This window comes from Paenibacillus donghaensis (genome assembly GCF_002192415.1).
Classification (GTDB): Bacteria; Bacillota; Bacilli; order Paenibacillales; family Paenibacillaceae; genus Paenibacillus_AQ; species Paenibacillus_AQ donghaensis.
Genome location: NZ_CP021780.1, coordinates 1175999 through 1200767, shown reverse-complemented (window position 1 = coordinate 1200767; position 24769 = coordinate 1175999). Strand labels below are relative to the sequence as shown.

The 24769-nt window shown below is 50.9% G+C and carries 24 protein-coding genes; 6 read left to right on the top strand and 18 right to left on the bottom strand.

Translation table 11 applies throughout. From position 1 onward, the window contains the following. Positions 1 to 351: 351 nt before the first annotated feature. The 4 genes from B9T62_RS04910 to B9T62_RS04895 all read right to left on the bottom strand — a co-directional run bounded on the left by B9T62_RS04910 (position 352) and on the right by B9T62_RS04895 (position 5975). The gene (locus B9T62_RS04910; RefSeq protein ID WP_087914241.1) at positions 352 to 711 is read right to left on the bottom strand and encodes a helix-turn-helix domain-containing protein; all 360 of its coding nucleotides are present in this window, start codon (positions 709 to 711) and stop codon (positions 352 to 354) included. A 341-nt stretch (positions 712 to 1052) separates the two neighbouring features. After that, on the bottom strand, positions 1053 to 2369 hold the full coding sequence (locus B9T62_RS04905) for an ABC transporter substrate-binding protein (RefSeq protein WP_087914240.1): 1317 nt from the start codon (positions 2367 to 2369) through the stop codon (positions 1053 to 1055). 122 nt (positions 2370 to 2491) lie between these two features. Further along, complete coding sequence (locus B9T62_RS04900) at positions 2492 to 4153, bottom strand: response regulator transcription factor (RefSeq protein ID WP_087914239.1); 1662 nt, start codon at positions 4151 to 4153, stop codon at positions 2492 to 2494. Next, on the bottom strand, positions 4146 to 5975 hold the full coding sequence (locus tag B9T62_RS04895; protein WP_087914238.1) for a sensor histidine kinase: 1830 nt from the start codon (positions 5973 to 5975) through the stop codon (positions 4146 to 4148). Before B9T62_RS04895 ends, B9T62_RS04900 begins: the two co-directional genes overlap by 8 nt. Positions 5976 to 6161: 186 nt before the next feature. On the opposite strand from B9T62_RS04895, the gene B9T62_RS04890 reads away from it, so the two are divergent. Then, on the top strand, positions 6162 to 7052 hold the full coding sequence (locus B9T62_RS04890) for a carbohydrate ABC transporter permease (protein WP_087914237.1): 891 nt from the start codon (positions 6162 to 6164) through the stop codon (positions 7050 to 7052). An 8-nt stretch (positions 7053 to 7060) separates the two neighbouring features. Further along, positions 7061 to 7888 (top strand): carbohydrate ABC transporter permease, encoded by an 828-nt coding sequence (locus B9T62_RS04885; RefSeq protein WP_425436677.1) that lies wholly within the window; start codon positions 7061 to 7063, stop codon positions 7886 to 7888. Positions 7889 to 8313: 425 nt separating this feature from the next. Here B9T62_RS04885 and B9T62_RS38685 read toward each other — a convergent pair whose 3' ends face one another. The 6 genes from B9T62_RS38685 to B9T62_RS04860 all read right to left on the bottom strand — a co-directional run bounded on the left by B9T62_RS38685 (position 8314) and on the right by B9T62_RS04860 (position 12360). Continuing rightward, positions 8314 to 8634, bottom strand: coding sequence for a hypothetical protein (locus B9T62_RS38685; protein ID WP_157685446.1), 321 nt, complete (start codon positions 8632 to 8634; stop codon positions 8314 to 8316). A 53-nt stretch (positions 8635 to 8687) separates the two neighbouring features. After that, positions 8688 to 9734 carry a CapA family protein gene (locus B9T62_RS04880; protein ID WP_245864542.1) on the bottom strand — a complete coding sequence of 349 codons (1047 nt, stop codon included), beginning with the start codon at positions 9732 to 9734 and terminating at the stop codon, positions 8688 to 8690. Positions 9735 to 9776: 42 nt separating this feature from the next. Further along, a complete protein-coding gene (locus tag B9T62_RS04875; RefSeq protein ID WP_087914235.1) occupies positions 9777 to 10244 on the bottom strand; it encodes a YfbM family protein in 468 nt (155 codons plus the stop codon). Positions 10245 to 10322: 78 nt separating this feature from the next. Beyond that, complete coding sequence (locus B9T62_RS04870) at positions 10323 to 10982, bottom strand: class I SAM-dependent methyltransferase (protein ID WP_087914234.1); 660 nt, start codon at positions 10980 to 10982, stop codon at positions 10323 to 10325. A gap of 99 nt (positions 10983 to 11081) precedes the next feature. After that, positions 11082 to 12020 (bottom strand): aldo/keto reductase family protein, encoded by a 939-nt coding sequence (locus B9T62_RS04865; RefSeq protein ID WP_087914233.1) that lies wholly within the window; start codon positions 12018 to 12020, stop codon positions 11082 to 11084. A gap of 139 nt (positions 12021 to 12159) precedes the next feature. Further along, complete coding sequence (locus tag B9T62_RS04860) at positions 12160 to 12360, bottom strand: DUF4177 domain-containing protein (RefSeq protein WP_245864341.1); 201 nt, start codon at positions 12358 to 12360, stop codon at positions 12160 to 12162. Between the two features lie 445 nt (positions 12361 to 12805). Between B9T62_RS04860 and B9T62_RS04855 the strand changes: the two genes are divergently transcribed. Beyond that, on the top strand, positions 12806 to 13150 hold the full coding sequence (locus B9T62_RS04855; RefSeq protein WP_087914231.1) for a PadR family transcriptional regulator: 345 nt from the start codon (positions 12806 to 12808) through the stop codon (positions 13148 to 13150). Further along, on the top strand, positions 13147 to 14091 hold the full coding sequence (locus B9T62_RS04850; RefSeq protein ID WP_087914230.1) for a permease prefix domain 1-containing protein: 945 nt from the start codon (positions 13147 to 13149) through the stop codon (positions 14089 to 14091). The genes B9T62_RS04855 and B9T62_RS04850 overlap by 4 nt, the downstream gene beginning before the upstream one ends. 370 nt (positions 14092 to 14461) lie before the next feature. Here the strand turns inward: B9T62_RS04850 and B9T62_RS04845 are convergent, their stop codons facing one another. Next, a complete protein-coding gene (locus B9T62_RS04845) occupies positions 14462 to 14926 on the bottom strand; it encodes a ferritin-like domain-containing protein (protein ID WP_087914229.1) in 465 nt (154 codons plus the stop codon). 178 nt (positions 14927 to 15104) lie between these two features. Between B9T62_RS04845 and B9T62_RS04840 the strand changes: the two genes are divergently transcribed. After that, entirely contained in the window at positions 15105 to 15635 is a 531-nt protein-coding gene (locus tag B9T62_RS04840) for an MATE family efflux transporter (RefSeq protein WP_087914228.1), read from the top strand. Here B9T62_RS04840 and B9T62_RS04835 read toward each other — a convergent pair. From B9T62_RS04835 to uxuA, 3 genes are all read right to left on the bottom strand, one after another. After that, positions 15596 to 16168: a TetR/AcrR family transcriptional regulator gene (locus B9T62_RS04835; protein WP_087914227.1), complete on the bottom strand. Its 573-nt coding sequence runs from the start codon at positions 16166 to 16168 to the stop codon at positions 15596 to 15598. The genes B9T62_RS04840 and B9T62_RS04835 overlap by 40 nt on opposite strands. Before the next feature lie 527 nt (positions 16169 to 16695). Then, a complete protein-coding gene (locus tag B9T62_RS04830) occupies positions 16696 to 18315 on the bottom strand; it encodes a mannitol dehydrogenase family protein (RefSeq protein WP_087914226.1) in 1620 nt (539 codons plus the stop codon). After that, positions 18312 to 19391 carry a mannonate dehydratase gene (uxuA, locus tag B9T62_RS04825; RefSeq protein WP_087914225.1) on the bottom strand — a complete coding sequence of 360 codons (1080 nt, stop codon included), beginning with the start codon at positions 19389 to 19391 and terminating at the stop codon, positions 18312 to 18314. The genes B9T62_RS04830 and uxuA overlap by 4 nt, the downstream gene beginning before the upstream one ends. Before the next feature lie 175 nt (positions 19392 to 19566). On the opposite strand from uxuA, the gene B9T62_RS04820 reads away from it, so the two are divergent. Continuing rightward, a complete protein-coding gene (locus B9T62_RS04820; RefSeq protein WP_087914224.1) occupies positions 19567 to 20220 on the top strand; it encodes a GntR family transcriptional regulator in 654 nt (217 codons plus the stop codon). A gap of 253 nt (positions 20221 to 20473) precedes the next feature. Here B9T62_RS04820 and B9T62_RS04815 read toward each other — a convergent pair whose 3' ends face one another. From B9T62_RS04815 to B9T62_RS04800, 4 genes are read right to left on the bottom strand one after another with little or no spacing between them, the layout of a single operon-like run. After that, complete coding sequence (locus tag B9T62_RS04815; RefSeq protein WP_087914223.1) at positions 20474 to 21514, bottom strand: hypothetical protein; 1041 nt, start codon at positions 21512 to 21514, stop codon at positions 20474 to 20476. A gap of 1 nt (position 21515) precedes the next feature. Next, positions 21516 to 22727, bottom strand: a complete 1212-nt coding sequence (locus B9T62_RS04810; RefSeq protein WP_087914222.1) for a zinc metalloprotease — start codon at positions 22725 to 22727, stop codon at positions 21516 to 21518. 27 nt (positions 22728 to 22754) lie between these two features. Continuing rightward, on the bottom strand, positions 22755 to 24107 hold the full coding sequence (locus B9T62_RS04805; protein ID WP_087914221.1) for a radical SAM/SPASM domain-containing protein: 1353 nt from the start codon (positions 24105 to 24107) through the stop codon (positions 22755 to 22757). Continuing rightward, positions 24104 to 24769 carry an ABC transporter ATP-binding protein gene (locus B9T62_RS04800; protein WP_157685445.1) on the bottom strand — a complete coding sequence of 222 codons (666 nt, stop codon included), beginning with the start codon at positions 24767 to 24769 and terminating at the stop codon, positions 24104 to 24106. Before B9T62_RS04800 ends, B9T62_RS04805 begins: the two co-directional genes overlap by 4 nt.

Sequence of the window (24769 nt, the reverse complement as noted above, 5' to 3'; positions counted from 1 at the left end):
TAGAGTCAAACAAGGTTACTGTTTAAGTCCCCGAGAGGAGTTAGACGGACGCGCTTGTTACGTTCGGAGCAATTAGATGCGAAACTGCAACTAAATTCAGCCGAAACGTCCATTAGCAGGCAAATAAGTGCAAATCTGCAACTAATTTCGAGTAAATCACCCCTGGAACGCTCAAAAGTCTAAAATAGATGCGTATTCGCACTTATTTCCTCCAAAACGGAAAAAATCGGTTAAATAGATGCAGTTTCGCAACTAATTGTTCGGCTCCCTAAAGATGGAACAGAATCTGCGTAAATCTTTTTATAAGGAGTCCAAGTGCTGCCGAATACCCCCGCTTTATGCTTTCATCGGCTAGTTCGATTTGGTCCTGTAAGCGGGGTTGGCTTTTTTTAAGAGTTCACGCAGCAGTTCGATCTCCAGATCCTTTTCGCCCAGTAGCTTAATGGCGGTATCCATCTTCGTCTCCAGGTCTTGTACGCGTTTGGCGTCTTCAATCTGTTCATGGACGGACAAGGGGGCTTCTTCCCCAAAACGTTCCTTGTAGAACTTCACCCAATTCGTAATCGTGCTGGGGGAGACGGAATACTTTCGGGCCAGGTAAGAGAGTTTGATTCCATTCATCGCTTCTTGGGCAACTTTGATCCTCTGTTCGTCGTATAACTTGTTGCTTTTCATCGGCTCCACTCCCTCTTCTTTAGTGTCCTCTTGCATGTCAAGGACTCCACTTCGATTAGGGGCTTAAGAGAAAACAGAAAAAATCTGCCAATTAGATGCACTTTCGGTTACTACTTAGAACCCGGGTCATTCCATATAGATTGGAGCGTTCTAAGTCCAAACGTAGGTGGCTATGGGGAAAATCTACCGTTAACTCCTAGCTTGTGTTCGGTTTTCATGACGTATAGGGTTCCAATTAGAACTTATCAAACCAACCCCGGCGCTGAGTGCTCTAGTGCTCGAGTCTTCCCCTCATGCCACAGCGTAAGCAGTAACCTAAAAAGGCGGCTCTCCAGTAATCTTACTCTGGAGACCGCCCGGAATCTATACAGATTATCTTATTGTGTAGCCGATCCGAACTGAATCCAGGCCTTTTGAATCTCATCGATGGCCTGTGCCTTGGTTTTGCTGCCGCCGATGTAAGCCTGCATCAGCTCACCAAACTTCTGGTGGAACGTATCCAGCGAATAGTTAACGGACAGATCGCCAGATTTCTCCGTCTTCAGCAGCTCCTCCATTTCCTTCGGCATCTGCAGGTCAGGCATCGGGGCATCCTTGATCGGAGGAATGACCTTCGCTACCGCAGAGAACCAGTTCTTGCCGTACTCGGAGGTATAGAGCCAGTTGAAGAATTCAATCGTTTCCGCAGCCACGGCGGAATCCTTGTTGATCCGGAGCGCCTGGTCGGCACCGGTAATAATCTGCGACTGCTCGGCCTTCTCGCTGACAGGGTAGCCCATGATGCCCAGGTCAAAGTCGGGAGTGATCTTTTTGATCGCTTCTTCATCCCATGCGCCTTTGCCCGTCATAAATGCGGTTTTGCCAAGCGCAAAGTCACTGACCTCTGCATTGCTGTCGCGCTCCAGCGGTTTGTCGGTTCCGTATTTGACGGTAGTGTCAATGAAGCTGAAGAAGTTATCGTTCAGCACCGGATGATCCTGGAACGTGGTTTTTCCGGCGATGAAATCCGCCACCAGTGTCTTGGCGTCTGATCCTGCATCTGCTGCCGCCGCATCCACAAAGTGCTGGAAGATATGCTTCCAGACCCACCACTCTTTATAAGCGTTCGCGAACGGGGTGATCCCCTTGGCTTCAAGCTTCGCAATGGTATCGTCCAGTTGAGCTGTAGTCTTCGGCAGCTCGCTGATTCCGGCGTCCGTCAGCAGCTTCTTATTGTACATCAGTACGAACAGGTTGCCCTTAATCGGCAGTCCCAGCACTTTGCCGTCACTGGAGCTCATGTTGGCGCGGACCGCGTCGGTCATGGCCGCCGCCAGCGGCTCATTCGTCAGATCGGCGCTGTATTCGGCGAAGGTATCAATATCTCCGCCCGCCGTGGTCTGGAACACATCAGGCGTGCTGCCTGCAGCAATTTTCGATTTCAGCACCGTATTATAGTCAGCCTGCATAATCTCCAGATTGATCGACACATTGGGTTTGACCTTCTTGTATTCGGCAATATACGCATTAAATGCATCCGTGTATTCGGGAGAAGCCGTGAACATATTAATTGTGACTGGTTTGCCTTCCTCCGCCGCACCGCCCGCAGCTGCGTTGCCACCGGCTGCCGGCTCCGCATTATTGCCGCCGCAGCCTGCCAATAACCCGCCGAATAGCACCAGGCTTGCAGACAAGGCCATAACTCTTTTCAACATGGTGTTGCCCCCTTTTTTTCCTGTATCATGTGGTCCTGGTGCTATTCTAAATAAATTGTATCCGGATAAAAATGTACATAAGTAATCATGTAAGGGTAAAAAAGTGTGCTGATGTAATCGCTTTATTCTCCGTTCTTCGGCAGCTGGCTGCGGTATTCGGAGGGAGAGCATTCATAATAGTTGCGGAACGCCTTGCTGAAATAATTCTTGTCCTTGTAGCCCAGCCGCTCGGAGATATCCTGAATCTTCAGGCCGGGGTCGGCCAACAGCTCCTTGGCCTTGTCCATTCTGACCTTCTGCACATACTCATGGATGCCGTAGCCATATTTCCCTTTGAACAGTTTCATTAGGTATTCCCGGCTGAGGAAATATTTATCCGTGAACATCGATATTCTAATATTCTCGAAATAACGGTTGTCTATATATGCCTTGATGTTCTCCAGCGTACCTCCCCGGCTACCCGCCAGCGATCTGCCGATTTCTGCACCACAGCGCTCCAGCCGCTCCAACAGCCGGACCTCAAACTGCCTGAAGTCGGCAAAATCGTCCAGCAGCACCCCCTCCGGTGCGCTGCGCGATCCGGGCTCTTCCCCATCCCGCAGTCCGCCTGCGCCGGCATTCAGCTCTGCCACCACATCCTTCAGCAGCAGGCTCATTTCTCGCAGCACCCTATCGGCTTCTGCCAGGCTGAAATAACCTGAGCTGCTCCACTTGCGTGTAATTTCGCCCAGAATGCTCTTGGCATGACTGATATTTCCGTTCTCCAGAGCGCTGCGGAGCATCGGCAGCCACACATTCAGCGCCGTTGTATCCTTAAGCTGAGCCGGTGGACTGCCGCTGCCTGCAGCAGCGACAGAACCTCCCTTCAGCTCCAGCAGATCCAGCGCACTAAGCAGGGCATGTGCCTGCTCATAAGAATCGGCAAGCTTCATCATATCGCCGGAGGGCTGACCCAGCCCGGCTGCGGCCTCAATGCCAAACAGCTCGCGGAGGGTGGATACACTCTTGCGCAACTGATGGACCGACAGAAAGGCAGCATCCTGTTCGTACCCGCCTTTTTGGGTAAATATCGCGATATATTCCCGCTGGCTGCGGGGGCTGGGGAAGCTGAAGGCTTCGAAGTGGCCGTCGCTGTTCTCGTTAATGACATTGGTCAGCGCAAAATGCAGCAATTCGCGGTCCTCATGGAACCTGTCCCGCCGCACCTGCTCCAGATTAAGCACACGCCATACGCCTACCGCGAAGAAATTACCCGGACTACCAGCCCCGATCAAGGGCAGCAGTGCCTCATTAGACTGGTGTTTGAAGCTGCGCTCAATGATCGAGAGATATAGCTTCTCTTTCAGCTTGGGCAGCGACATATTCAGCGTAATGTTCGTGCTGATGAAATCGCTCGCCTGCTTGCGTCTGGCCTCCAGCACATCCATCGCCTTGCGCAGCGCGGCATTCAGGTCGGTCCGGTTGACCGGCTTCAGCAAATAATCCACCACTCTGGAGCGGATCGCCTGCCTTGTATATTCGAAATCATTGTAGCCGCTAATGACGATGGTCAGCAGTTCCGGAAATTCCGTCTCCAGCTGCTGCAGCAGCTGCACCCCGTTCAGCTCCGGCATCTTCATGTCCACCAGGGCAAGGTCGATACGATGCTGGCGCAGCAGTTCAAGTCCCGCAAGGCCGTTTGTAGCCTCCAGCACCTCCGATACACCAAGCCCCTGCCAGTCTCCGAGAATCTGGATCGCCTCGCGCAGTGGTTCTTCATCATCGATAATCAGTACTTTATACATTACTTGTTCCCCCCTGCGGTATGCGCATCTCCATGATGGTTCCCCTGCCGCCGCTGATAATAACAAGGCCTGCTTCCTGCCCGTACAGCAGCTTCAGCCGGGTATTTAAATTCACCAGCCCAATGCTCTCTTGCCCTTCCTCACGGATGAAGGCGTCGCCCGCACCCTGATCCTCCCACTGAATCTGCAGCGATTCCAGCACCTGCTCCAGTCTTGCGCTGCTGAATCCAGGTCCATTGTCCTGTACGGAGATCACCGCATGACCAGCCGCCAGATGGGCACCAATGACAATCGTGACCGGGCTGGCGACCTTCTCCAGCCCATGCTTGATGCAGTTCTCCACCAGCGTCTGAATCGACAGCTTGGGAAGCTTCAGCTCCATCAGCGACTCGTCCCACTCATAGTCAACCAGCATTCTGCTGCCGAACCGCGCCTTCTGCAGCGCCAGATAACGTTCAATATGACGCAGCTCCTCTCTGGCCGGCACGACGTCCTTGCCGCTGATGCAGTACCTCAGGGTCAGCGCCAGATTATCCACCATCTCCACCACATCCTCATTGCCCTGCTTCAGCGCCTTGGTAGATATCGCCTGCAGCGCATTATACAGAAAATGCGGGTTAATCTCGGCCTCCAGCGCTTTGAGCACGGCATTTTTCTCAACGATCTTCATCTTGTAGCGTTCGTTGATCAGCTCATTGGTATTCTCGACCATTTTGTTGAAATGGCGGGACAGGTAAGCGATCTCATCTCTGCCCTCCACCTGTGCCTTCGCGTCGAAGCCGCCCGTACTGAAGCGCTTCATCTGCAGCGAGAGATTCTTCAAGGGATTCGTAATCCGGTTGGAGGTGAAGCTGACCAGCACCACGGATACGATCAGGAACAGCAGACCAATCAGCAGGCTCAGCCGTCGCGTCGTTGTCGCGGCTTCATAAATTTCCTTGTAGGGAATCGGCTTGATCAGCTTCCAGCCCTCTTTGTGTCCAATATTGTAGATCACCAGATATTTCTGCTCGCCGTCGGACCAGGTAGCGCGGCCCTCAGGGCTCTCCACCAGCTGTTCCAGCAGCCCGGCCCCCGCACTGTGCTGATAGAATCCGGCGTCATCGACCACAAACGGCTCATTGTCCGGACTGACCACCATCAGATGCTGGCCGCCGCTGAGCGGAATGTCCTTCATAATCTCATCCGTAACCGTGGTATTAAAATAAAGCGACAGCACTGCCTGCGGTTCTCTGGACACAATCGAGCGCAGCAGCCGGTGATAGCCCATGAAGCTCTGTTCGCTATTGATGGGATAATCTGCGCTGTCTGCCTTCACGCCAGCTCCCTGCACAAAGGACTGGTACGAACGGTTAAACGGGCTGGCAAGCGCCTTGCGGTACCAGGGCAGCTGCTCGATGGACGGATGCTCGGCTGACCGGACGGTAATATTGTAATTTTCTTTGGTCACATAATAGTATTTATGCTCCTTGATAATGTACAGATAGGCCGATTCCAGATCCTTGCGCGAGAAATACAGATTCTTGAGATAATCCTCGACATACATCCGGGAAGCATAGTCTGTGGATTCGTGCAGGATCGCATAGGTAAATTCGTCGTAGGCGATTTGCGGCAGCGACAGCTGCTCAATGCCCTGCAGATAGCTCTCCAGATTGCGCCCCACCAGCAGCAGATTACTGCTGGTACTGGCAATGCTGTTGTTGACCGATTCCTTGCGCAGCATCCCGTAGGAGATGAAGGTCAGCGAGGTCACAACCAGGATAATAATAATCGTGAACAGGAGAATCAGCTTGTTCGCCAGCCTCCGCGATACACGGTCCATCAGCGGACCAAGCAGCCTGAGCCTTATTTTTCTGATGATAACGTCAGCCTCCCTTGCGCCATTTCAGTTCACCTTTTTACCCTTAACTGTACTCTTAAATCCATTTAGACGTATAAGAGACTGCCCTATAATACACAATATAGCCTAACATACTCCCTTCACTCAAAAAGATAAAGAGGTGCAGCCATGTTCAAAAATCCTGGAAAAAGATGGCGCGTGAAAGCAGAATTCGGATTATTTACATTTCCGGTTCTCCTGTGCATCGCCGTGGCCTTCTACATTCCGTTCGCCATGACCATCCGTTATTCACTGACCAAATGGAATGGAATCTCGAAGAATCCCGTATTTGTCGGGCTGGATAATTTCAAGCAGATTCTGATGGGCGATGCCAACTTCGCCAGCTCTGCCTGGTTCACGATTAAGTACGCCCTGCTCTACATTGTGATCGTCAACGTGCTGGCCATCCTGCTGGCTCTGGTGCTGGACATGAAGCTGAAGACGACCCCGTGGCTGAGAGCCGCCTTTTTCATTCCTTATATCCTCAGTCTGGTGATTGTCGGCTTCATCTGGAAATTCATCTTCATGCAGGGCTTCAATTCACTTGGCGAAAGCACCGGCTGGTCCGTCTTTGCCTTAAGCTGGCTGGGGACGCCGGGGCTGGCGTTCATCTCCATCCTGGCCGTTTCGATCTGGCAATCGATTGGTTTCTACCTTGTCATTTATATCGCCGGGCTACAGTCGGTACCCGATGATCTCAAGGAAGCCGCTACCGTAGACGGCGCTGGGGCCTTCCGCAAATTCTTCAGCATCACGCTGCCGCTGCTCGCCCCGTCGATAACCATTTCGGTATTTATGGCTCTGACCAACTCGATCAAGGTGTTCGATGTCATCCTGTCTCTGACCGGCGGCGGTCCCGGCGGCACAACCTACAGTATTGCTTATGATATCTACCGCGATACCTTCCAGAACAATCTGTACGGCTATGGCACCGCCAAAGCGCTGATCCTGTTCCTTGCTGTGCTTGTGGTGACGATCCTGCAGCTGGCCTTCTTCAAACGCAGAGAGGTGGAAGCCTAATGACAAGAATGAAATGGAGTCCGGGCCGGATCATCACGGAAGTAGTTATGGTGCTTCTCTCCCTGCTGTTCCTGTACCCGCTGTTCCTGACGATTATCAACTCTTTCAAAAGCTTCGGCGAGGTCATGACCGACGTCATCGCCCTCCCCAAGTCGCTGACCTTCAGCAATTACACTTATGTATGGGAGTTCATTAACTATCCCCGTCTGTTCATGAACAACCTGGTCATTACCGTTGTCGGTCTGGTAGGAATTGTGCTAATCTCCTCGATCGCAGCCTATAAGCTGGCCCGCACCAAGTCGAAGCTGAGCGGCATTCTCTACTTCATCTGCATCATGCCGATGCTGATTCCGTTCCAATCGATTATGCTGACCGTGCTGCAAATCTCCAAGAGCTTTCATCTGTCCGAGAGCACCTGGGGACTGGGCCTGCTCTACTGGGGTTTCGGCGCTCCGCTGGCTGTGTTCATCTACCATGGGTTCGTCAAGGGGATTCCGGCAGAGATTGATGAGAGCGCTACAATCGACGGAGCTTCCGGCTTCCGGCTGTTCTTCAGTGTCATCTTCCCGCTGCTGAAGTCCGTGACCACCACCATCGTCATTATCGATGTGATGTGGATCTGGAATGACTTCCTGTTGCCGCTGCTGATGGTTAATGGCTCACCTGATACCAAAACACTGACGCTGGTCGCCTATACCTTTGTCGGCCAATATACCTCGGATTGGCAATATGCAATGACCGCCATGGTGATGGCTGTGCTGCCTTCCATCGTAGTGTTCATCTTCCTGCAGAAATATATCGTCAAGGGAGTTGTCGCCGGGGCGGTTAAGGGCTGACGTATGTGAGAGCCTGTTCGCCTGGCTCCACAATAAGAAGAAACGGCATCGCCGACCTCTGCGAGAGGCGGCATCCGTTTCTGCGAGAAATAGAAGGATAATTTATAGCGTAGAATCTATACATTCTGCTCTGTAATCACGCGATGGCACGCGCAATTACATTGCTCAGTGGTGCCGCGCAGCGGCATGGGGGTCTTATATTTCCACATAAACCGGCAGGCCCCACATTGGCGGACCTGCCGGTTTTATCGTTAAATGTAGCGCCTGGTTGTCCGTTTCATAAGTTCCTTCCCCGTTCCCGCGTTTCGAAGAACCCACCCAAACCCTCCCTTCCAAGGGCGGGCTGCTCCTGCGGAATGCGCAAGACCTGAATTTCATGCACTGGATACATGCTTTATCCGCAGAATTAAGAAAATTATAATTTCCTAAAAAATAAAAAATACAGTTCCAAGGCCGCAACACGGGCTTGGAACTGTATTAATTCTTCCTCTGGATCTAAGGATAAGAGCACGTAAGTCTGATCGCCACATCTGTCCAATCCACTGAATTAGTTGCGAATCTGCATCTAATTTTCCGTTTTTTTCCGTTTTGGAGTAAATAAGTGCGATAACGCACTTAATATCCGATTCTGAGCGAGAAACAAGCAATTTACTCGAAAATAGTTGCAGATTCGCACTTCTTTGCCCAATAACAGGAAATCCAGCTGAAATTAAATGCACTTTTGCATCTAATTCCTCTGGAAGCACCCATGTAGCCTTCTACATCATCAGAGAGACCTAAGTAGTAGCGCTTCATGCATTTATTTCTGCGTCACCTTGCCGTCCGCAGCAATGCGTGCGTTGAAGGAAAGCTTGTTCAGCAGCTGGATCGTCTGCTTATTGTACGCTTCGCCCATGAAGTTCGGCTGTCCGCCGATGATTTTGACTGGTGTGATCCGGCTGGTGATCTTGGAACCGTCCAGCTCGAAATCGACCAGCATGGAATTCAGCGTCTTGTCGCCGCCGCGCGTCGAGCGGTTGAACACAAAGTTGCCGAGCGAATAGTAAATCGGTTTGTTTTTGTAATATTCAATCCCCATCAGACAATGGCTGTGTGAGCCGATAATAATGTCGGCCCCGCTGTCGATCATCTGTTTGGCCATCGTACGGGCATATTTCTCCGGGTAATCCTTAAACTCCTGGTTCCAGTGGATATACACCACCGTGTAGTCATTGACCTTGGCCGACTGCTTAATCACGCTCAGCATAGGCTCCAGGGTGTATGCCGAAGCTGCACCGGGTTTGTTCTTGCCTGCATACCAGTCCGGACTGGACAGTACCCGGCTGACACCAAGTACGGCAACGGTTTTGCCTTTGATGGTCTGGGTGTAAGGCTTAAACGCCTCGTCCAGATTCTTGCCCGCGCCTGTGCGACCAATCTTGTATTGATCCAGATAAGTCAGTGTATCCAGCATCGCATTCCGGCCATAGTCGAGAATATGATTGTTGGCAACGGTAACACCGTCAATCCCGGCATACTGCAGACCGGCAAGTGCCGACGGCTTCGAGCGGAATGCAAAGGCCTTCTGGGCAGCACTGCCTCTATTGGAGACCGGCGTCTCCAGATTGGCGAAGGCCATATCGGCCTGCTTCAGCACAGGGGTCACCTTGGCAAACGGGAAATTCACCCCGTATTTGGCAATCTGGTCCCCCACGAATCCATCCAGCAGGATATCACCGGCAAAGGTAAGCTTGATGTTGTCCTTAACCGCCGGCGTCGCACTGGAAGCCACCGAAGGTTCAGTGCTAAATGCAGCTGGAAGCAGCAGGAGCAACGCCAAGGTAAACATAAGAAATTTGCGCAAAATCAATAAACTCCTTCTGGGCTATTGCCTAAGCTGTAGTTGTACTCAAAAGATATAAAATAAAATTTGCTTGCCTTCAGCAGTCACTTTAGCGTAGAAATCGCGGATGGCTGTAAAGTGCTCATAAATATACTCAAAAAACGCTTCCGGGTCCTCATCCTCCATCACAGGATACACCCCTTGCTCGAGCAGATCGGCAAAATCATATTGCTCCTTCAGCTCTGCCGCCGTGATCTTCTCTACCGCAGACAGGGCTTCCTCCACTTCAGTTGGACTCAGTGCGAACACATCCATGTCTGACAGATGCCCGATATAATGGCTGCCCGACATCGGCACAATCAACCCAAGCGGCGGCTCGCCGTCGGCAATCGTTCCACAGAGCACATAATGCAGCGCTTGCCACGATTTATCGATATCCAGACCCGTTTCCAGACTGTGGATGCTAACCTCCTCACTCCGAATGGACTGAAGCACCTCTGAAGTCACCGCCAAATATTGTCCTGTCATTCCCATCAGAATACCCTCCTGTCATCAGTACGTTCCACCCTATTCTACTATAACTGGAGGCCCTATCCAAATGAGAGGCTGGTACTATTCCTCAGCTTTTTTGAGCACAGCTCTGAAACAGTTGAGCCCGCCCCACAGGTCTGTTCCTACCGCATCTGCCGGCAGTTCAAAATCCGTCTCGCCCCAATACACGAACCCCGCTTCCAGCAGCAGTTGGTTCATAACTGGCAGATTTACTGTCGGGTAGTCGAAGGTCAGCACCAGCAGCCCCTCGCCATTCAGGGTCCGGTGGAACTCCCGCAATGTGCCTACGGTGTCCTCATGGGTCAGATGCTCCAGTACAGAGATGCAGAAAATAGTATCAAAGCTCTCATCCTCATAAGGAAGCTCGGTCAGATTGGCCTGCTGCAGCTTCAGATTGCCTGTTCTTGACGTTTTGACCTGCCGGGCAGCTTCCGGTCCTATATCATCACTGACCTCCTGTATCACGGCATCCCAGGAAGCGATTCGAGCATCCATATCACAGGCGTGAACCTCGGCACAGACGCTGGCCAGATGAAATTTGAGCGGATGGGATATCCCGCAAGCCGCATCCAGCACCGCACCGTGCGGAGAAATAAAATTGAGGCTCCATTCGTATTCATAAGGACGGCTCCACCAGCTTGGCGGCAAATCGTAGATCAGCGACTCACAGCGCGCATCGGTATTCACAAAAAACCGGGAAACAAAGGGATGTGTAGGCATGGCCAGGACTCCTTTTTTACTATGATTTAGGTAGTAGAGTATATTCAGAATAACCTGAATCATACCACAACCTTTCATAGGCCTTGCCGTTACACAGGTTCAGACCAGAATATCTTCAATCTGCTTCAGCACTTCGGCGCTCAGCTCGATCCCCGAGGCCTTGACATTCTCTTCAACCTGCTCCGGCTTGCTGGCACCCACCAGCGCGCTGGCGACATTTCCCTGACGCAGAATCCAGGCCAAGGCCAGATTGGAGGTGGAGATGTCCAGCCCCGCAGCGATTTCACCTAATTGGCGAACCTTCGCCAGCTTCTCCTCGGTAATGCCTTTGCGCATTCCGTCCAGCTTGGCCGCCCGGCTGTCCTCCGGGAAGTCGGAGACCGAGCTGTATTTGCCGGTCAGCAGACCCTGGGCCAGCGGAGAGAAGACCACTTGTCCGATACCGCAGCGTTCGCCAAGCGGAAGAATCTCTTTCTCAATATAGCGATTGAACATATTGTATACCGGCTGGTTCACAACGATCCGGTCCAGCAGATAGCGATCCGCTGTAGCCAGCGCGTCTACCATTTGAGCGGCGGTCCACTCGCTTACCCCTATATAATAGATTTTGCCCTGGCGGATAAGATCATCCAGTGCACGCAGTGTTTCGAGCAGCGGCGTTTCGGGATCATAGCGGTGGCAATACATAATATCGACATATTCCACACCCAGCCGCTTCAAGCTGGCATGGCATTGCTCGGTAATATGCTTGCGGGACAGGCCTCTGTCATTGGGACCTTCGCCCATCGTGCCGTATACCTTGGTCGCCAGCACATAAGAATCCCGGGGATAGCCGCGCAGCGTCTCGCCCAGCACCTTCTCGGCCGCCCCTCTCTCATATACATTGGCTGTATCGAAAAAGTTGACTCCGAGCCCATAGGCCGTCTCGATCGCCCGCACGGCATTCTCCCGTTCCACATAACCTCCATACGTCAGCCAGCTGCCAAGACTGATTTCACTGACCTTCAATCCGGTTCCACCCAGTTTGCGGAATTTCATCCTGTAATCTCTCCTCTCGATTGTCCTGTCGAATGGTCAAGATAAGCTAATCCATACGCTTCTATTCTAAAATAATCTCTGTGGAATAGCCATCTGTTTCCATGGATGAAATTGTCGCAAGGGCAGTTGCTGATGTAACCTAGCTGCCGCTACGCTCCAGAATAATCTGATAATGATCCGCAATCAACAGTCCATCTCCCATCGGAGCGAAGATTTGCACCAGTCTCCAGCCTTCGGCGGCATGGCTCCGGATCAGCTCCTGATAATCAGCCTCCGTCACGATCAACGCTTTCTTGGATTTCTTGAGGGGAATGTCTATAAATTTGTATTCGTACATCATGTACCTCCCGGATTATAATCAATTTCAAACCACTGTTAATTATAACCAATATCTTCCATAATGCTTGTGAGTTATGCCACTCAGGGAAAATTACGTAAAGTCGGGTGCACAGAGTATTTGGGGGAGTATTCACCTGTATTGATTTCTCTCACGTCTATACGGACTCCAGTACCCTTATTTGCCCCATTTCCCGTCATTTGCGAGATTAGCGGACTCCAGCGCCCTTATTTACTCCAAACCCGTCTCTTTTGACACGTATATTCTGCAATAAGAGCCATGCAGTCCGTGTAACCCGCCAAAAATGGCCAAAATACCCAAATAAGAGCTATGGAGTCCGTTAATTCACGTGCGTGGGGTAATTCGGTGCCGTTGGCTTGCAATCTATCCCAGAACATAATATGATGTACTTAATAATACGAAGTAGTCAGACAGGGGGAATAGTTACTTGGATTTCGATAAGGAGATGTTGAAGGGTTATATCGATGTCATTCTGCTGAGTCTCCTTCAGGACAAGCCGATGTATGGGTATGAAATTGCCAAGAAAGTACGCGAGGTCAGCGGCGGCGCAATGGATATTAAAGAAGCTACGCTGTATATGGCGCTGAAACGGCTGGAGAAACAAGGCTTGCTGGAGGCCTTCTGGGGAGAAGACGATGAATCCAGCGGCGGCGGGCGGCGCAAATATTACCGGCTGCTGCCAGAGGGTGAAACACGGCTGCAGGACAGCCAGCGAAGCTGGTCCGTATTCCGCGGCATTATTGATACTTTATTGGGAGGGAAACCATCATGAGAACGAAGAGCTTAACCCCTGAATCTACCCGCCGGATTACAGACTATGTCGACCGGCTGTGCAGACAAATGAATGAACCGGCTGCAGAAATCAATGATTTCCGCGAGGAGATGACAGCCAATCTGATCTCGGGAGCGCTGGAGCATATGCAGGCCGGGAACAGCGAACAGCAGGCGGTATCGCTAGCGTTATCACAGTTTGGCGGTGCCGGGGAAGTGAAACGGGAACTCGAGCAAATCTACACGATTAAAAGAAGGTTTGCAACCGGTGTGCTCCGAGGTGCCCTTACCCTGCTGGTGTTGTCCGCAGTCTGTCTGGGCCTGATCATCGGTGTCTGGAATGAACGGATGATAGATGTATTCTCCGCAGAGGCCTATCAGCTGGTTGAGCAAGAGGCAGGGCTTCCCGGCACTACCACTCTATCCGAGCCGCTTCAGGCTAAATTGAAGGACTGGGTGGATGACACCTGGGGGGTAAAGGGAATTCTCGTGGAGCCTGCTCAACAGTCCAGCGTAGCACCTGTGAGACAGTTTATGTATGCAGCCGATTCCACTACAGAACAATGGCTCAATTTCAACTCGCATTATATGGAAATGAAGGGGGAAGCTCACACCCGGCCGGAGTCAAATTTCTTCATCAAAACAACGATCCTAAATATATCCAGCTATACAACTACTGACACTAAGCAGCCTGAGATTATTAACGAAAACTCCTTCATTGTCAGCGTGGCGGCCACCTATTTCAACTACACCTTTTTCTATAGTCTGGGATTGTTCCTGCTGGGCGGCTACTGCCTGCTGTTTACGGTCTGGGCAAGCATGAACGCTTATTATGAAGGCAACGGTAATATTGGCTGGGTCGCACTGTTCCTGCTGACCAATGTCATTGGATACATGCTGTATCTACTATCACGCAGAGGCAAGAAGCCGGGTATAGCTTAATTATATGTATAATATTTCTATTTATCCTGAAATTAACTATACGCAGTGACGAAGTGATTGAAATTATGTTGGTCAAGGAAACGGTAAGGGATATGGCTCGAGGTTGCTAGAGGAATGTATCAATGAGGCGGTTGATCAAAAGAAATCAGGAATTACTATATTAAGGTCAGACCAATGCCCTTACAATGACAATGCTGTCCAGACAAGTTTCTTACATACCACCCTATCACGAAACGAGAGCTTTTGAAACTTCTTCAAGAAGCAACATAATAGATGATTAGTGCCAGAAAGCCAGCGGAAAACCGCTGGCTTTTCGTAAATCCTAGTTTGCCGAAAGGGAACCCGCTCCTCTTGCAGGAGCAGCCTTTTTTTATTTATTTTTGGCGTACAGCCAATTGTAGTAACTCGCGTGTTTGATCTCGTCGGTCATGATTTCAAAGATCCAGTCGCGGTATTGCGGATTGATGTGCAGATAGATCTTGCGGTATTTCTCGAATGCCTTCAACTCTCCCAGCAGCGCCTGCTCCAGACCGGGTATATAACTGTCCGGAAGCAGTTCTGCGGGTTCTTCCGCGACGGAGGGAGCGCGACCTGTCAGTTGGGTATACAGCGTTCTGAACATCTGACGATGTTTTCGTTCATCATTGCGGATGCCGGTAATGACCTCTTGTTCCTGCAGGGTTGGGGCCAGCTTGATCAGGAAATCATAGAATACTTCATCGTTGCGTTCTCCCTGAATGGATTGCTGAATCATCTGAACTACCGCATCGTCGCTGCGTTGAAACGCCCAGTTCACTTGCATCGGAGCAGGAGCGTAATAGTATCCTGAATACATGTAATCAACACACCGCCTTGACTAAGGATAAACCACTTGGTTACAGGGTATTCACCCATTGCCAATGTGTTCCTTCCGAATCTGATCTTCTTCTGAGAGATACTTGTCACTGATGAACCCTTAGTCCATTGCTATAATTTCCAGATGAGATGCTTTTTGGAGGTTATTTATATTTATTATGCTTAAACAGTGGATACATCACCATAGACCGGACATCCGGTCCATCAACAGCCTGGTCCTTCCCATGCTGCTCACCCAGATTCTGCAGCTTCTCTTTCAACTGGGCGATCAGGCCATTGTGGGCAGGCTTGGCATTCAAGAATTTGCCGCGGTTGGCATTGCTTCCTCATTCATCTATCTGATTACGGGAACCATTGGGATTTTGGCCATTTCATTTACTATTATTGGGGGCAGATACCTGGGGCAGAACGATACGGACAGCTTTGGACAGGCTTTTAATTCAGGGATGACCTTGTCCATCGTCATCGGGATCATCAGCGAAGTCGTTATTCTATTGGGCGGCAGATGGATTCTGGGTACGCTTTACGACATGGACCACAGCGTAGTTACCTGCTCAAATTATCAAGTGGTACTACAAGTCAAGCCTCAACCCATCCCCCGCATCAATAAACAGCCAGCCTCTGTATGTCAGAATGCCGGCTGTTTGAGCTATTTCGTCAAGCCATCTACTATAAACTCCGCCAGGTGATCCAGTATCTGTGGAAAATGCTGCACCCCAATTTCCGCTTTGTGCATATCCACCTGGATCAGCGAGGCGAACATCGCCATAATCAACTCCGCATCCATATCTGCTCTCATCTTGCCTTGCGCCTGCCAGCTTCTGACCAACTGGATGGAGCTTCCATATACAAAATCTACAGCTTCGGTACCGTTGTCTTCAATGTATTGCTGTTCGATTCTACTGAATACGTCACGGTTGTACCATTCCCGCAGGATCGGATGCGCGCTCATTCCACTGAGATTAGCCGCCATCAGTGCCTTAATGGTCGTTAACGGATCAGCATTCAGATCAATGGAACCCATCACCTGTTCTTTCAGCTTCGCGTTCTCCTCCAGGAAGATTTCCATAAAGAGCTTCTCTTTGGAGGAATAATAGTTGTAGAAGGTGCCTACGCTGACCCCGGCCAGCTGGGTAATGCCAGCCACATTGGTATCCTTGAAGCCATGTTCGCTGAACAGGGTTTTGCCGCTCTGATAGATTGCCGTTTTTTTATCTTCCATGTATAGATCCTCCGCCGGTTTGAGTGAATACTATTTTTTTCATTCACAACATAGCGTAGATACAGGTACATGTCAATCCGCTGACGACAGCGGAACGCTGGACCCTGGAGAGGCTGGATCTTGGAGACAGTGGGCTTAGCGGACTCAACAGCCCTTATTTTACTTATATACGGCTATTTCTGCAGCTTGCGGACTGAGGAGCCTCTATTTGCACAGAATCACTGCCTTTGGCGCACAGAAACACATAATAGAGGCTATAGAGTCCGCAAAACCAGTTATGGGCGCAAAAAATGCGCAACAGGGGCTATACAGTCCGTTAGCCACCCATTACGCACGCCAACCATCTATTACACACACGCCTGCCAACTATTACATATGTTAGCCACCTATTGCGCACGCCAGCCAACTATTACGCATTTTGCCACACATTAACACGCCAACCATCTATTACTCACACGCCCGCAACCTATTACGCATGCCAGCTCCCCGTTAGAGCGGCGTAATGAATATGTTGGACACAGCCTACACTACTGCCGCGCTTCCAAATGTTTCTCCAGCGTGCGGCGCACCGCACCGGGTCCGGCCAGCATCTCGTAGAACATACCTTCGATTTTGCTGCCCAGTCCTACTTCATACAGATTCACGCCGAAGATGCGTTCATCTCCCAGGATACCCTGTATATTGGAAGAAGCCCTGCCTCCTAGAACCACCCCCTGCAGGTGAGCCTGCAGCGGCTCCAGCAGTGGATCAGGACTAAGCTGGAACGCTTCACCCTTGTCATCGATCCCCACCAGGTAGCGGCACCAGGCCGCAATGGCCAGCGGAATCGCTGTCAGCTCCGCAGGATTCAGATCGTCTCTCTTCACATACGACTTGATCGTTTCACCGAAACGGATACCCACCTTCTGTGAGGTATCTGTAGCGATCCGCTGCGGCGTATCGGGAATATACGGATTGGCGAACCGTTCGTTCAGCACCTCATCCAGGAATTGTCGGGGACTCATAATCAGCGGATCAACCACCACCGGCAGCCCTTCATCATAGCCAATCACCTCGACTAATTTCCGCAGCGTGGGGTCGCCCATCTCATCGGCGATCAGCGTATAGCCCAACAGACAGCCACACACAGCGAGCGCAGTATGCAGCGGGTTCAAACAGGTGGTGACCTTCATCGTCTCGATGTTGTTGACCGTATCCCGGTCTGTGAAGATGATGCCTGCCGCTTCCAGGGCCGGTCTGCCATTCGTGAACTTATCTTCAATCACCAGATATTCGCTGATCTCCGCATTCACAAAAGGCGCAGTATAGGTATTCTTGGCAGTGACAATCAGCTCCATGTCCGATAATCCTTCAGCAAGCAGCGCTTCTCTGACCGACTCGGAGGGTCTTGGCGTAATCTTGTCGATCATGGACAGCGGGAACGTAATCTTACGCTCATCCTCCAGATAAGCCACGAAATCTTCGCCCACGAACCCCTGCCCGGCCCATTCCCTGGCCATCGTCACGACACCGTTCTTCAGCTTGTCACCATTATGTGAGCAATTGTCCATACTGACCAGGGTCATCGGATAGGCTCCTTGGCAAAAGCGCTTGTAAGCCAGCGAAGCCACAATACCCATAACATGCACCGCCTGCTCAGGCCCCTTTGCAATGTCCTGCTGCACAATGCCCAGATATTGCCCGTCAGGCCCTTTAAGAGAATAGCCCTTCTCCGTAATGGTGAAGCTGGCCAGCTGCAGGCCCGGATGCTCAAACACCTCAACCAGCCGGTTGTAATCCTCACTTCTGCTGCGGTCCGCCGTAATGGCTTCCACAATACTGCCGATGAGAGTCTGCTCAAATTCGCCTTTTGCGTTCATCAGCACTAGCAGGGTCAGATTATCGTATGGCTTGTATACTCGATCTATCATTTCGAAATCAAACGACTCCACCGCGATAATTCCCGTATCTGCCTTGCCACTGTTCAGCAGCTTCTGATGGGCATTCGCCACGAAACCTCTGAAGATATTGCCGGCACCAAAATGAATCCACTCCGGCTTCTCTGCCGTAGCACGGGTTACCTGTCCGATGTTAAACTGCGGCAGCGCGATCCCTGCCTGCTCCCACGCCGATTCGTTCTGTAGGCTGCTTCTGCTTAAACGCATCATCGATTCCCCCTGCTGCCATTGTCCAGGCTGTCCCACACGCCCAGCAGATACATAATGCCCATCGCCCTATCGTAGAGTCCGTATCCGGGTCTGCAGTTTGCCTCTTCTCCCCACAGATGCCGCCCATGATCGGGGCGGACATACCCCTGGAACCCGCATTCATGATAGGCTCTGACCACTTCGGCTACATCGACGCTTCCATCCTGCCCGCGATGCGAGACCTCAATGAAATCGCCATTGTCAAACCGCTTCACATTGCGGATATGGGCGAAATGAATCCGGTCATGGAATTCGCGGATCATCGCCGGCAGATCATTCTCCGCACTTGTGCCCAGAGAACCTGTACAGAAGGTCAAGCCATTGTAGGGACTGTCCACAAGCGCAAGGAATTTGCGGATATGCTCCCGGCTGCGGATAATGCGCGGCAATCCAAAGATCGGCCAGGCCGGGTCATCCGGATGAATCGCCATCTTGACGTCCACCTCTTCACATACCGGAATGATCCGCTCCAGGAAATATTTCAGATTCTCCAGGAGAACATCCTCGGTTACCGGCTTGTACGCTGCGAACAGCTCATCCAGCTTCGCCAGCCGTTCCGGCTCCCAGCCCGGCATAGTGAAGCCCTTGGACCCGCTGAGAATCCGGTCCACCATCGCTTGCGGATTATCGGTAATGGCTGCTTTTTCATAAAAAAGCGCATTGGAGCCGTCCGGCAGCTCTTTATACAGCTCAGTGCGCGTCCAGTCGAATATAGGCATGAAATTATAGCAGATCACCTTGACCCCAACCTTGCTCAGCTTGCGGATGGTATCGATATAAATGTCGATGTATTTGTCTCTTGTGGGCAGGCCAATTTTGATATCATCATGGATGTTAACGCTCTCAACAACGGCAGGACTGAAGCCCTTGGCTGTAATCTGATCGGCAGCTTGCTGAATCCGTTCCATCTCCCAGACCTCTCCAGCCACCTTGTCGTGCAGCGACCACACAATGCCCATTACTCCCGGAATCTGCCGCACATGGTCAAGGGTGATATTGTCATTCCCTTCCCCATACCATCTCCATGTCATCTTCATGCCTGAATCCTCCTTCAGCTTCTCCATCTATCTTGTATACAAGATTTGAATCGATCATAGAATATTAACATCACCTTGTCAACAAGAAACTTACGGATTCTAATAACCCTGATGCATCTTCGCTTCATTTCATGTATACTAGTTTCCAGAATAGCTAAGAAGCGAGTTGAACGATATGTCCCTAAAAGATGAGATTATGAATGAGCTGAAGCAGGATATCCTCTCCCTGCAATTGAAACCGGGCACCATCATCAGCGAAACGGCTCTGTCCGAGCGTTTCAAGCTGTCGCGCACCCCTATCCGTGACATTCTGAAGCAGCTGTCGCTGGAAGACTATATCAATATCTATCCCAAAAAGGGGAATATCGTCTCTTACATTGATCTGGACTCCGTAGAGCAGATTATTTATCTGCGCAGTGCGCTGGAGAAGCAGCTGTTCAAGGATCTGGCAGGGCAGCTTCCGCTCAAAGCTGTCCATGAGCTGAATCAGCTGCTTGCGCTGCAGGAACAGGCTATACATAGCGATCAGGCTTCACAGCATTTTTTGAAGTTGGACGACGCTTTTCACCAGACCTTGTTCCGCTGGGCGGGGCGCGAATTCCTCTGGGGTCTGCTTCAGCAGTTTAATGTGCATTATGTAAGATACCGCAACCTCTGTATGTTGAAGAAGGACAAGCTGCTGGATATCCATAAAGAGCATCAGGCCATGGTTCAGATTATTCTCCAGGGTGAGACCCTGAAGATCGACGACTCTGTTCACCACCATCTGCGTGCGGATATGGATTCACTGGACTTTCAAGAGCCTTATAGCCACTATATTAAGAAGTGAATTTAAGGCATAGACATAACAAGAGGACCCCACGCTGCCATTGCCCTGGCACAGGAGTCCCCTTATGTTTGTGAATGTTACTTAAAGTACCGGATGGGGCAGCTTAAACCCCAGAGGGCATGTCACGTTGTTACGCGCAGCAACCTGCTGTTCCCACAAATACCGGCGTTGCAATTTCTTCAAGCTTCTCTACATCAGAGAAATCCAATTCTTCAATAATGAGTTCTTCAACGAATTTTTGTTCCATCTTGTCTCACCTCCCTTCAAGCGATTGATACAGCTCCTTCATCCCTTGCATTTCCAGCTCACGAAGCTGTTCCAGCTGCAGAATCAGACCATCCAGCCTGACTGGATCAAGCTTGTAGTACAGCTGTAACAGGTTTCTGCCGATTCTTCTCCAGATATTCGCTGCTTTCTGCCAGCATTTCGTATGCATGTCCAGTTGGAAGCCCGGATCGCAGACGGCCAGCTGACGCAAGCTGTCGATGAATTCCCCTCTGTAGAAATGATCTGTCCCGGACATAATGAACGTGCGCAGGTAAGAACACTGTATTCTGTAATATTTCATGGCCTGCTCATAATGAGGCGGGTGGTCCGGCTGTTCCAAAAGCTGCTTCAGCTGCCCGAAATGGCGAATCATCAGCCCATAAGCCTCCTCGCCCCGCACTCCCTTATATTTCTCGGGAACCTCCAGCCCGTGAATCACGTTGCTGAGGTTCTCAAGCACAAGCTCCCGGAACGGGCGATCAATACACGCGGCCAAGACCGGGTTGGTGTACAGCTCTTTTTTGGCTATCCGGTACACCACATAACGTCCCATCAGCTCATTACTGAACTCATTCATCGTCAGGAGAGCGGCGACGTCCAACCAATCCTTGTCACTTTCTCCAAGATGGGGTAGATACAGCCTCTGTTCCTCCCGGTTATACTCGCCGATCATGGCGAACGAGCAGCCTAGGAAGCTTGTATCCACATGAGAGAAGGAACGACTGTTCAGCATCTCGGCAGTGATAGGCAGGATATAGAAATATTGTTCGAAATCCGCCGGCTCGCTCAGAAATTGTTCAATATCCAGCTTGTGGGGATCTAATGCGAATTGGTCAAAAAAATTCTCGATCCGCAGCTTCTCTGAGGCCCCTGCCATGATATACAGCTTCAGCTTGTGAATAGGATACATGTACACAGAGGTAGTGATCCCGCCCAGAATCTGAAAGACCTCACTCTGCTTAATATCAGGTTTGACCTCCTGGAACAAGGTATAGGCGGCCCGGAAACGGCATTCCCTGTATAACATCTTATTCTCCTCCTACTCTTGCACGGCTCTGCTCGGGAACGTTCTGCTCAGGCACATTCTGCAAGGGAAAGCTGCTGTGCTGAATGTTTAGCCTGAACCGGTTGAAGCTGAACAGGAAATAGCCGCCGCACAGCAGCAGACCTACAGGCCGGATGTACGGATAATCCGCGAACAACCCGCCAATCAGAGTCAGGAACAGATACAGGCTGAAGAATCGGTACACATAACCGGCCAGCAGATACAGATTGCCCCATATCCCAGCTCTGGAGAAGAAGAAGGCCGACGGCTTCAGGGTCCGGTTCAGGCAAGCCCCCAGCCGCTCCAGCGCCTTCAGCTTGAAAGATCTAAGCCCAAAGAGCTCACACAGCACATAATAGAAATCCGTATTATTAATAATGGACAGATTCTCCACGATCAGAAAAAAGTTAACAGCTATGAATACCCCGTAAATCCATGATCCGGTATGGATCAGCAAGGCCAGGCTGGCGTTGATGGTCAGCAGGTTGAACAGAAACCCGGCCAGATAGATCATGATCTTCACCTTGCGGCCGGCGGCCAGCATATTTCTGTACTTGACGAACACAACAGGCTGAAACCCCATGAACAGAAACAAGCTGACCGAACGGACGGAAACACCCAGCGCACTGGCGACCAGAATATGCCCTGCTTCGTGGATCAGAATACCGGCCAGGATGATAGGCAGCACGATTAGTGCATAATAGGGACGATCCAGCTCAAAACTGCGGTAACCGGCGATGATCTCCCTCATGATGCTGCCGTTTGCCAGCGATATCCCATTCAGCATCATCATTGCCGCACTTGCCGCCAGCAGTCCGAACAGGAGGAACCGAAGCCAGCGCTGTGCGCTTTTGTATTCCCTTACTCCAATCTCAGCAAGCCGGTGGCCGAGCATTTCCGTCTCCAGTGTAGTCCGCCTCTTTGGTCTTTCATCGCCCTCATACACCAGTGCATGCTGCTTCAGAAACCGCAAGCCTTCGTTATATTTGTCCTCTACTGCCTGGGTTGTGCATTCCTTACGGATATAATCATCCAGATTCTGCCCGCTGCGGATAACCGTAACCAGATGGCTGAGAAACAGGAACAACGGCTGCTTGACCTTCAGATAACTGCCTGCCTCATCGCTCGAAATATAACAATCTCCCCGGGAATCTGTCAGCAGCTCCAGGTCGGGAGTGACCGTATATTCACCCATACCCGTTGTCACTTCCTTACACTTAACTTAACTTCTGACCTTCAAGGATTCATAGAGCTTCCCGATCAGCTTGCTGGAGGTGCTGTCCTTCTGTGTCTTGATCTGCGCCAGCAGCTTAATATTCTCTTCTACAACCGCCTTCTGAAACACACAGCGTTCAGGCAAGACGTGACTCTCTTCCCCATGTGTCATCAGCTGCAGCCCCTTGCACCACATGGCGCATAAATTCTGGGCGATACATTCCGAGCAAGGATCGTTATGAATACGCTTATATGTGTTGTTATTCGTAGTTAACATCTGATAATCGGTCTGCACACTTCCCAGCAGATACTCGTCATTATTACAGTACATCTGGCAAGGATAGACCGCACCATCCGTATCCACCAGCACCATAGATTCACCGGCAGCGCAGCTTCTGGCAACCTTGCCGTTAAGAATAAATACCATCGGAGAAACAAAAATGGAAGCCAGTCTCTCCGGGTGGTCTTTGCTGTATTCCTTGTAATAGTAATGCACCATTTCTCTGGCCATTAAGTCCAGAATGGCATAATCCCGTTCCCCCGAAATTTGAAATTCCGGATCGTCCGTAGTGACAGGGCAGACTGTAATATTCGTCTTGATCACATCGCCCATCTCATCGAACCATTCTTTCACAATGCCTTCGCGGTATGCATTAATATGGTGTTTGTTCAGTGTGATCTGTACTTTATAATCGATCTGATGTTCCCGCAGCTGGGCGGCTACCTGCAAGACCTGGTCATATACGCTGATTCTGTTCTTGTCTTTGCCTTTGCAGGTTCTGCCCAGGTCGTTCAGGGCTTTGGGCCCGTCAAGACTAAGCCCCACCTCAATCCGGTGTTCCTTCACAAATTCCAGTACCGGCTCCCGGAACAACATGCCATTGGTGCTGATGCATATCCTCGGAAGCGGAATCCCGGCCTGTTCAAACTTGTTTTCCGTGAGCAGGACCGTTTCTTTAATCGTCTTGAAGTCCAGCAGAGGTTCTCCGCCAAAAAAACTGATATATTCCAAGCCTTGCGGATACTTGGCTATCATGCTGTCCAGCGTCTTCGCGTAAATATCCGGTGCGATGAATTTCGGTTTGATCTCGCTGCTGCTGTATTCTCCTTCGCCTGCAAAACAATATTTGCAGCCCAAATTGCAGGTTCTGGAGGACATGAAATTAATCGAAGGCTTCTTATGCTCGTTCATCGGCATTTCAAGCAATTCCGGCAAGGTTGGCTGGGCAGGAAGCGCAGCAAAAACAGCTTCATCCTGGAGCTTCATACGCGCGGAAGAGTTCAACTTGTACACCTTATGGCTGCTGGAGTGGTACACAATATCATAGTTCTCGCTTGGAATGACGAAAAACTCCTTCATGCCGGACTTCTCCTTTCATCTTTGCCGAGATGAATAACCCGGTCACAATAGTTCGCCACTTCCCTATCATGTGTGACCAGAATGCAGCTTACCTTCTTCTGCTTCACCAGTGCAAGCAGCAACTCCATGAATTGGATGGTATTGTCGTAATCCAGGCTGCCGGTAGGCTCATCGGCCAGCAGCACCCCCGGGCTCATAATGAACGCCCTCGCAATGGCGACCCGCTGCTGCTCACCGCCGGACAGCTCTGCAACGGGAGACTTCGCTTTGTGTTCCATATTCAGGCTCTCCAGCAGCCGCAGCGCCTCCTGCTTATATTGCCGCCTGTCCGCTTTCAGCAAGGTGACCGGAAGCATAATATTATCCAGCACGTTCAGGAAAGGAATCAGATTAAATCTCTGAAAAATATAGCCGATGTTCGCCAGCTTGAACTTCTCAAAGGGGCGTTCCTTCATCCCGAAGATATCGATTCCGTTCAGGGTAACCCGTCCTGCATCAGGCTTCAGGATTCCACCGGCAATATTAAGCAGTGTGCTCTTACCGCTCCCCGATGCCCCGGTTACCCCAATCAATTCTCCGCCAGAGAGGGTCAGGTTAAAATCTTGCAGGACCGGCGGGCACTGCGGATAGGCATGTTGCAGTTGTGCAAGCTCTATACTCAC

Coding starts and splice junctions, on each gene's coding strand:
- B9T62_RS04875 (WP_087914235.1), bottom strand. CDS start 10,244: ATGGGAATGACAGGACAATATTTGGCGGTGACTTCAGAGGTGCTTCAG.
- B9T62_RS04860 (WP_245864341.1), bottom strand. CDS start 12,360: ATGATGTACGAATACAAATTTATAGACATTCCCCTCAAGAAATCCAAG.
- B9T62_RS04835 (WP_087914227.1), bottom strand. CDS start 16,168: ATGGAAGATAAAAAAACGGCAATCTATCAGAGCGGCAAAACCCTGTTC.
- B9T62_RS04845 (WP_087914229.1), bottom strand. CDS start 14,926: ATGTATTCAGGATACTATTACGCTCCTGCTCCGATGCAAGTGAACTGG.
- B9T62_RS04805 (WP_087914221.1), bottom strand. CDS start 24,107: ATGAAGGAGTTTTTCGTCATTCCAAGCGAGAACTATGATATTGTGTAC.
- B9T62_RS04870 (WP_087914234.1), bottom strand. CDS start 10,982: ATGCCTACACATCCCTTTGTTTCCCGGTTTTTTGTGAATACCGATGCG.
- B9T62_RS04910 (WP_087914241.1), bottom strand. CDS start 711: ATGCAAGAGGACACTAAAGAAGAGGGAGTGGAGCCGATGAAAAGCAAC.
- B9T62_RS04865 (WP_087914233.1), bottom strand. CDS start 12,020: ATGAAATTCCGCAAACTGGGTGGAACCGGATTGAAGGTCAGTGAAATC.
- B9T62_RS04895 (WP_087914238.1), bottom strand. CDS start 5,975: ATGGACCGTGTATCGCGGAGGCTGGCGAACAAGCTGATTCTCCTGTTC.
- B9T62_RS04890 (WP_087914237.1), top strand. CDS start 6,162: ATGTTCAAAAATCCTGGAAAAAGATGGCGCGTGAAAGCAGAATTCGGA.
- uxuA (WP_087914225.1), bottom strand. CDS start 19,391: ATGAAGATGACATGGAGATGGTATGGGGAAGGGAATGACAATATCACC.
- B9T62_RS04815 (WP_087914223.1), bottom strand. CDS start 21,514: ATGTTATACAGGGAATGCCGTTTCCGGGCCGCCTATACCTTGTTCCAG.
- B9T62_RS04850 (WP_087914230.1), top strand. CDS start 13,147: ATGAGAACGAAGAGCTTAACCCCTGAATCTACCCGCCGGATTACAGAC.
- B9T62_RS04810 (WP_087914222.1), bottom strand. CDS start 22,727: ATGGGTGAATATACGGTCACTCCCGACCTGGAGCTGCTGACAGATTCC.
- B9T62_RS04830 (WP_087914226.1), bottom strand. CDS start 18,315: ATGATGCGTTTAAGCAGAAGCAGCCTACAGAACGAATCGGCGTGGGAG.
- B9T62_RS04885 (WP_425436677.1), top strand. CDS start 7,061: ATGAAATGGAGTCCGGGCCGGATCATCACGGAAGTAGTTATGGTGCTT.
- B9T62_RS04905 (WP_087914240.1), bottom strand. CDS start 2,369: ATGTTGAAAAGAGTTATGGCCTTGTCTGCAAGCCTGGTGCTATTCGGC.
- B9T62_RS04840 (WP_087914228.1), top strand. CDS start 15,105: ATGCTTAAACAGTGGATACATCACCATAGACCGGACATCCGGTCCATC.
- B9T62_RS04900 (WP_087914239.1), bottom strand. CDS start 4,153: ATGTATAAAGTACTGATTATCGATGATGAAGAACCACTGCGCGAGGCG.
- B9T62_RS04820 (WP_087914224.1), top strand. CDS start 19,567: ATGTCCCTAAAAGATGAGATTATGAATGAGCTGAAGCAGGATATCCTC.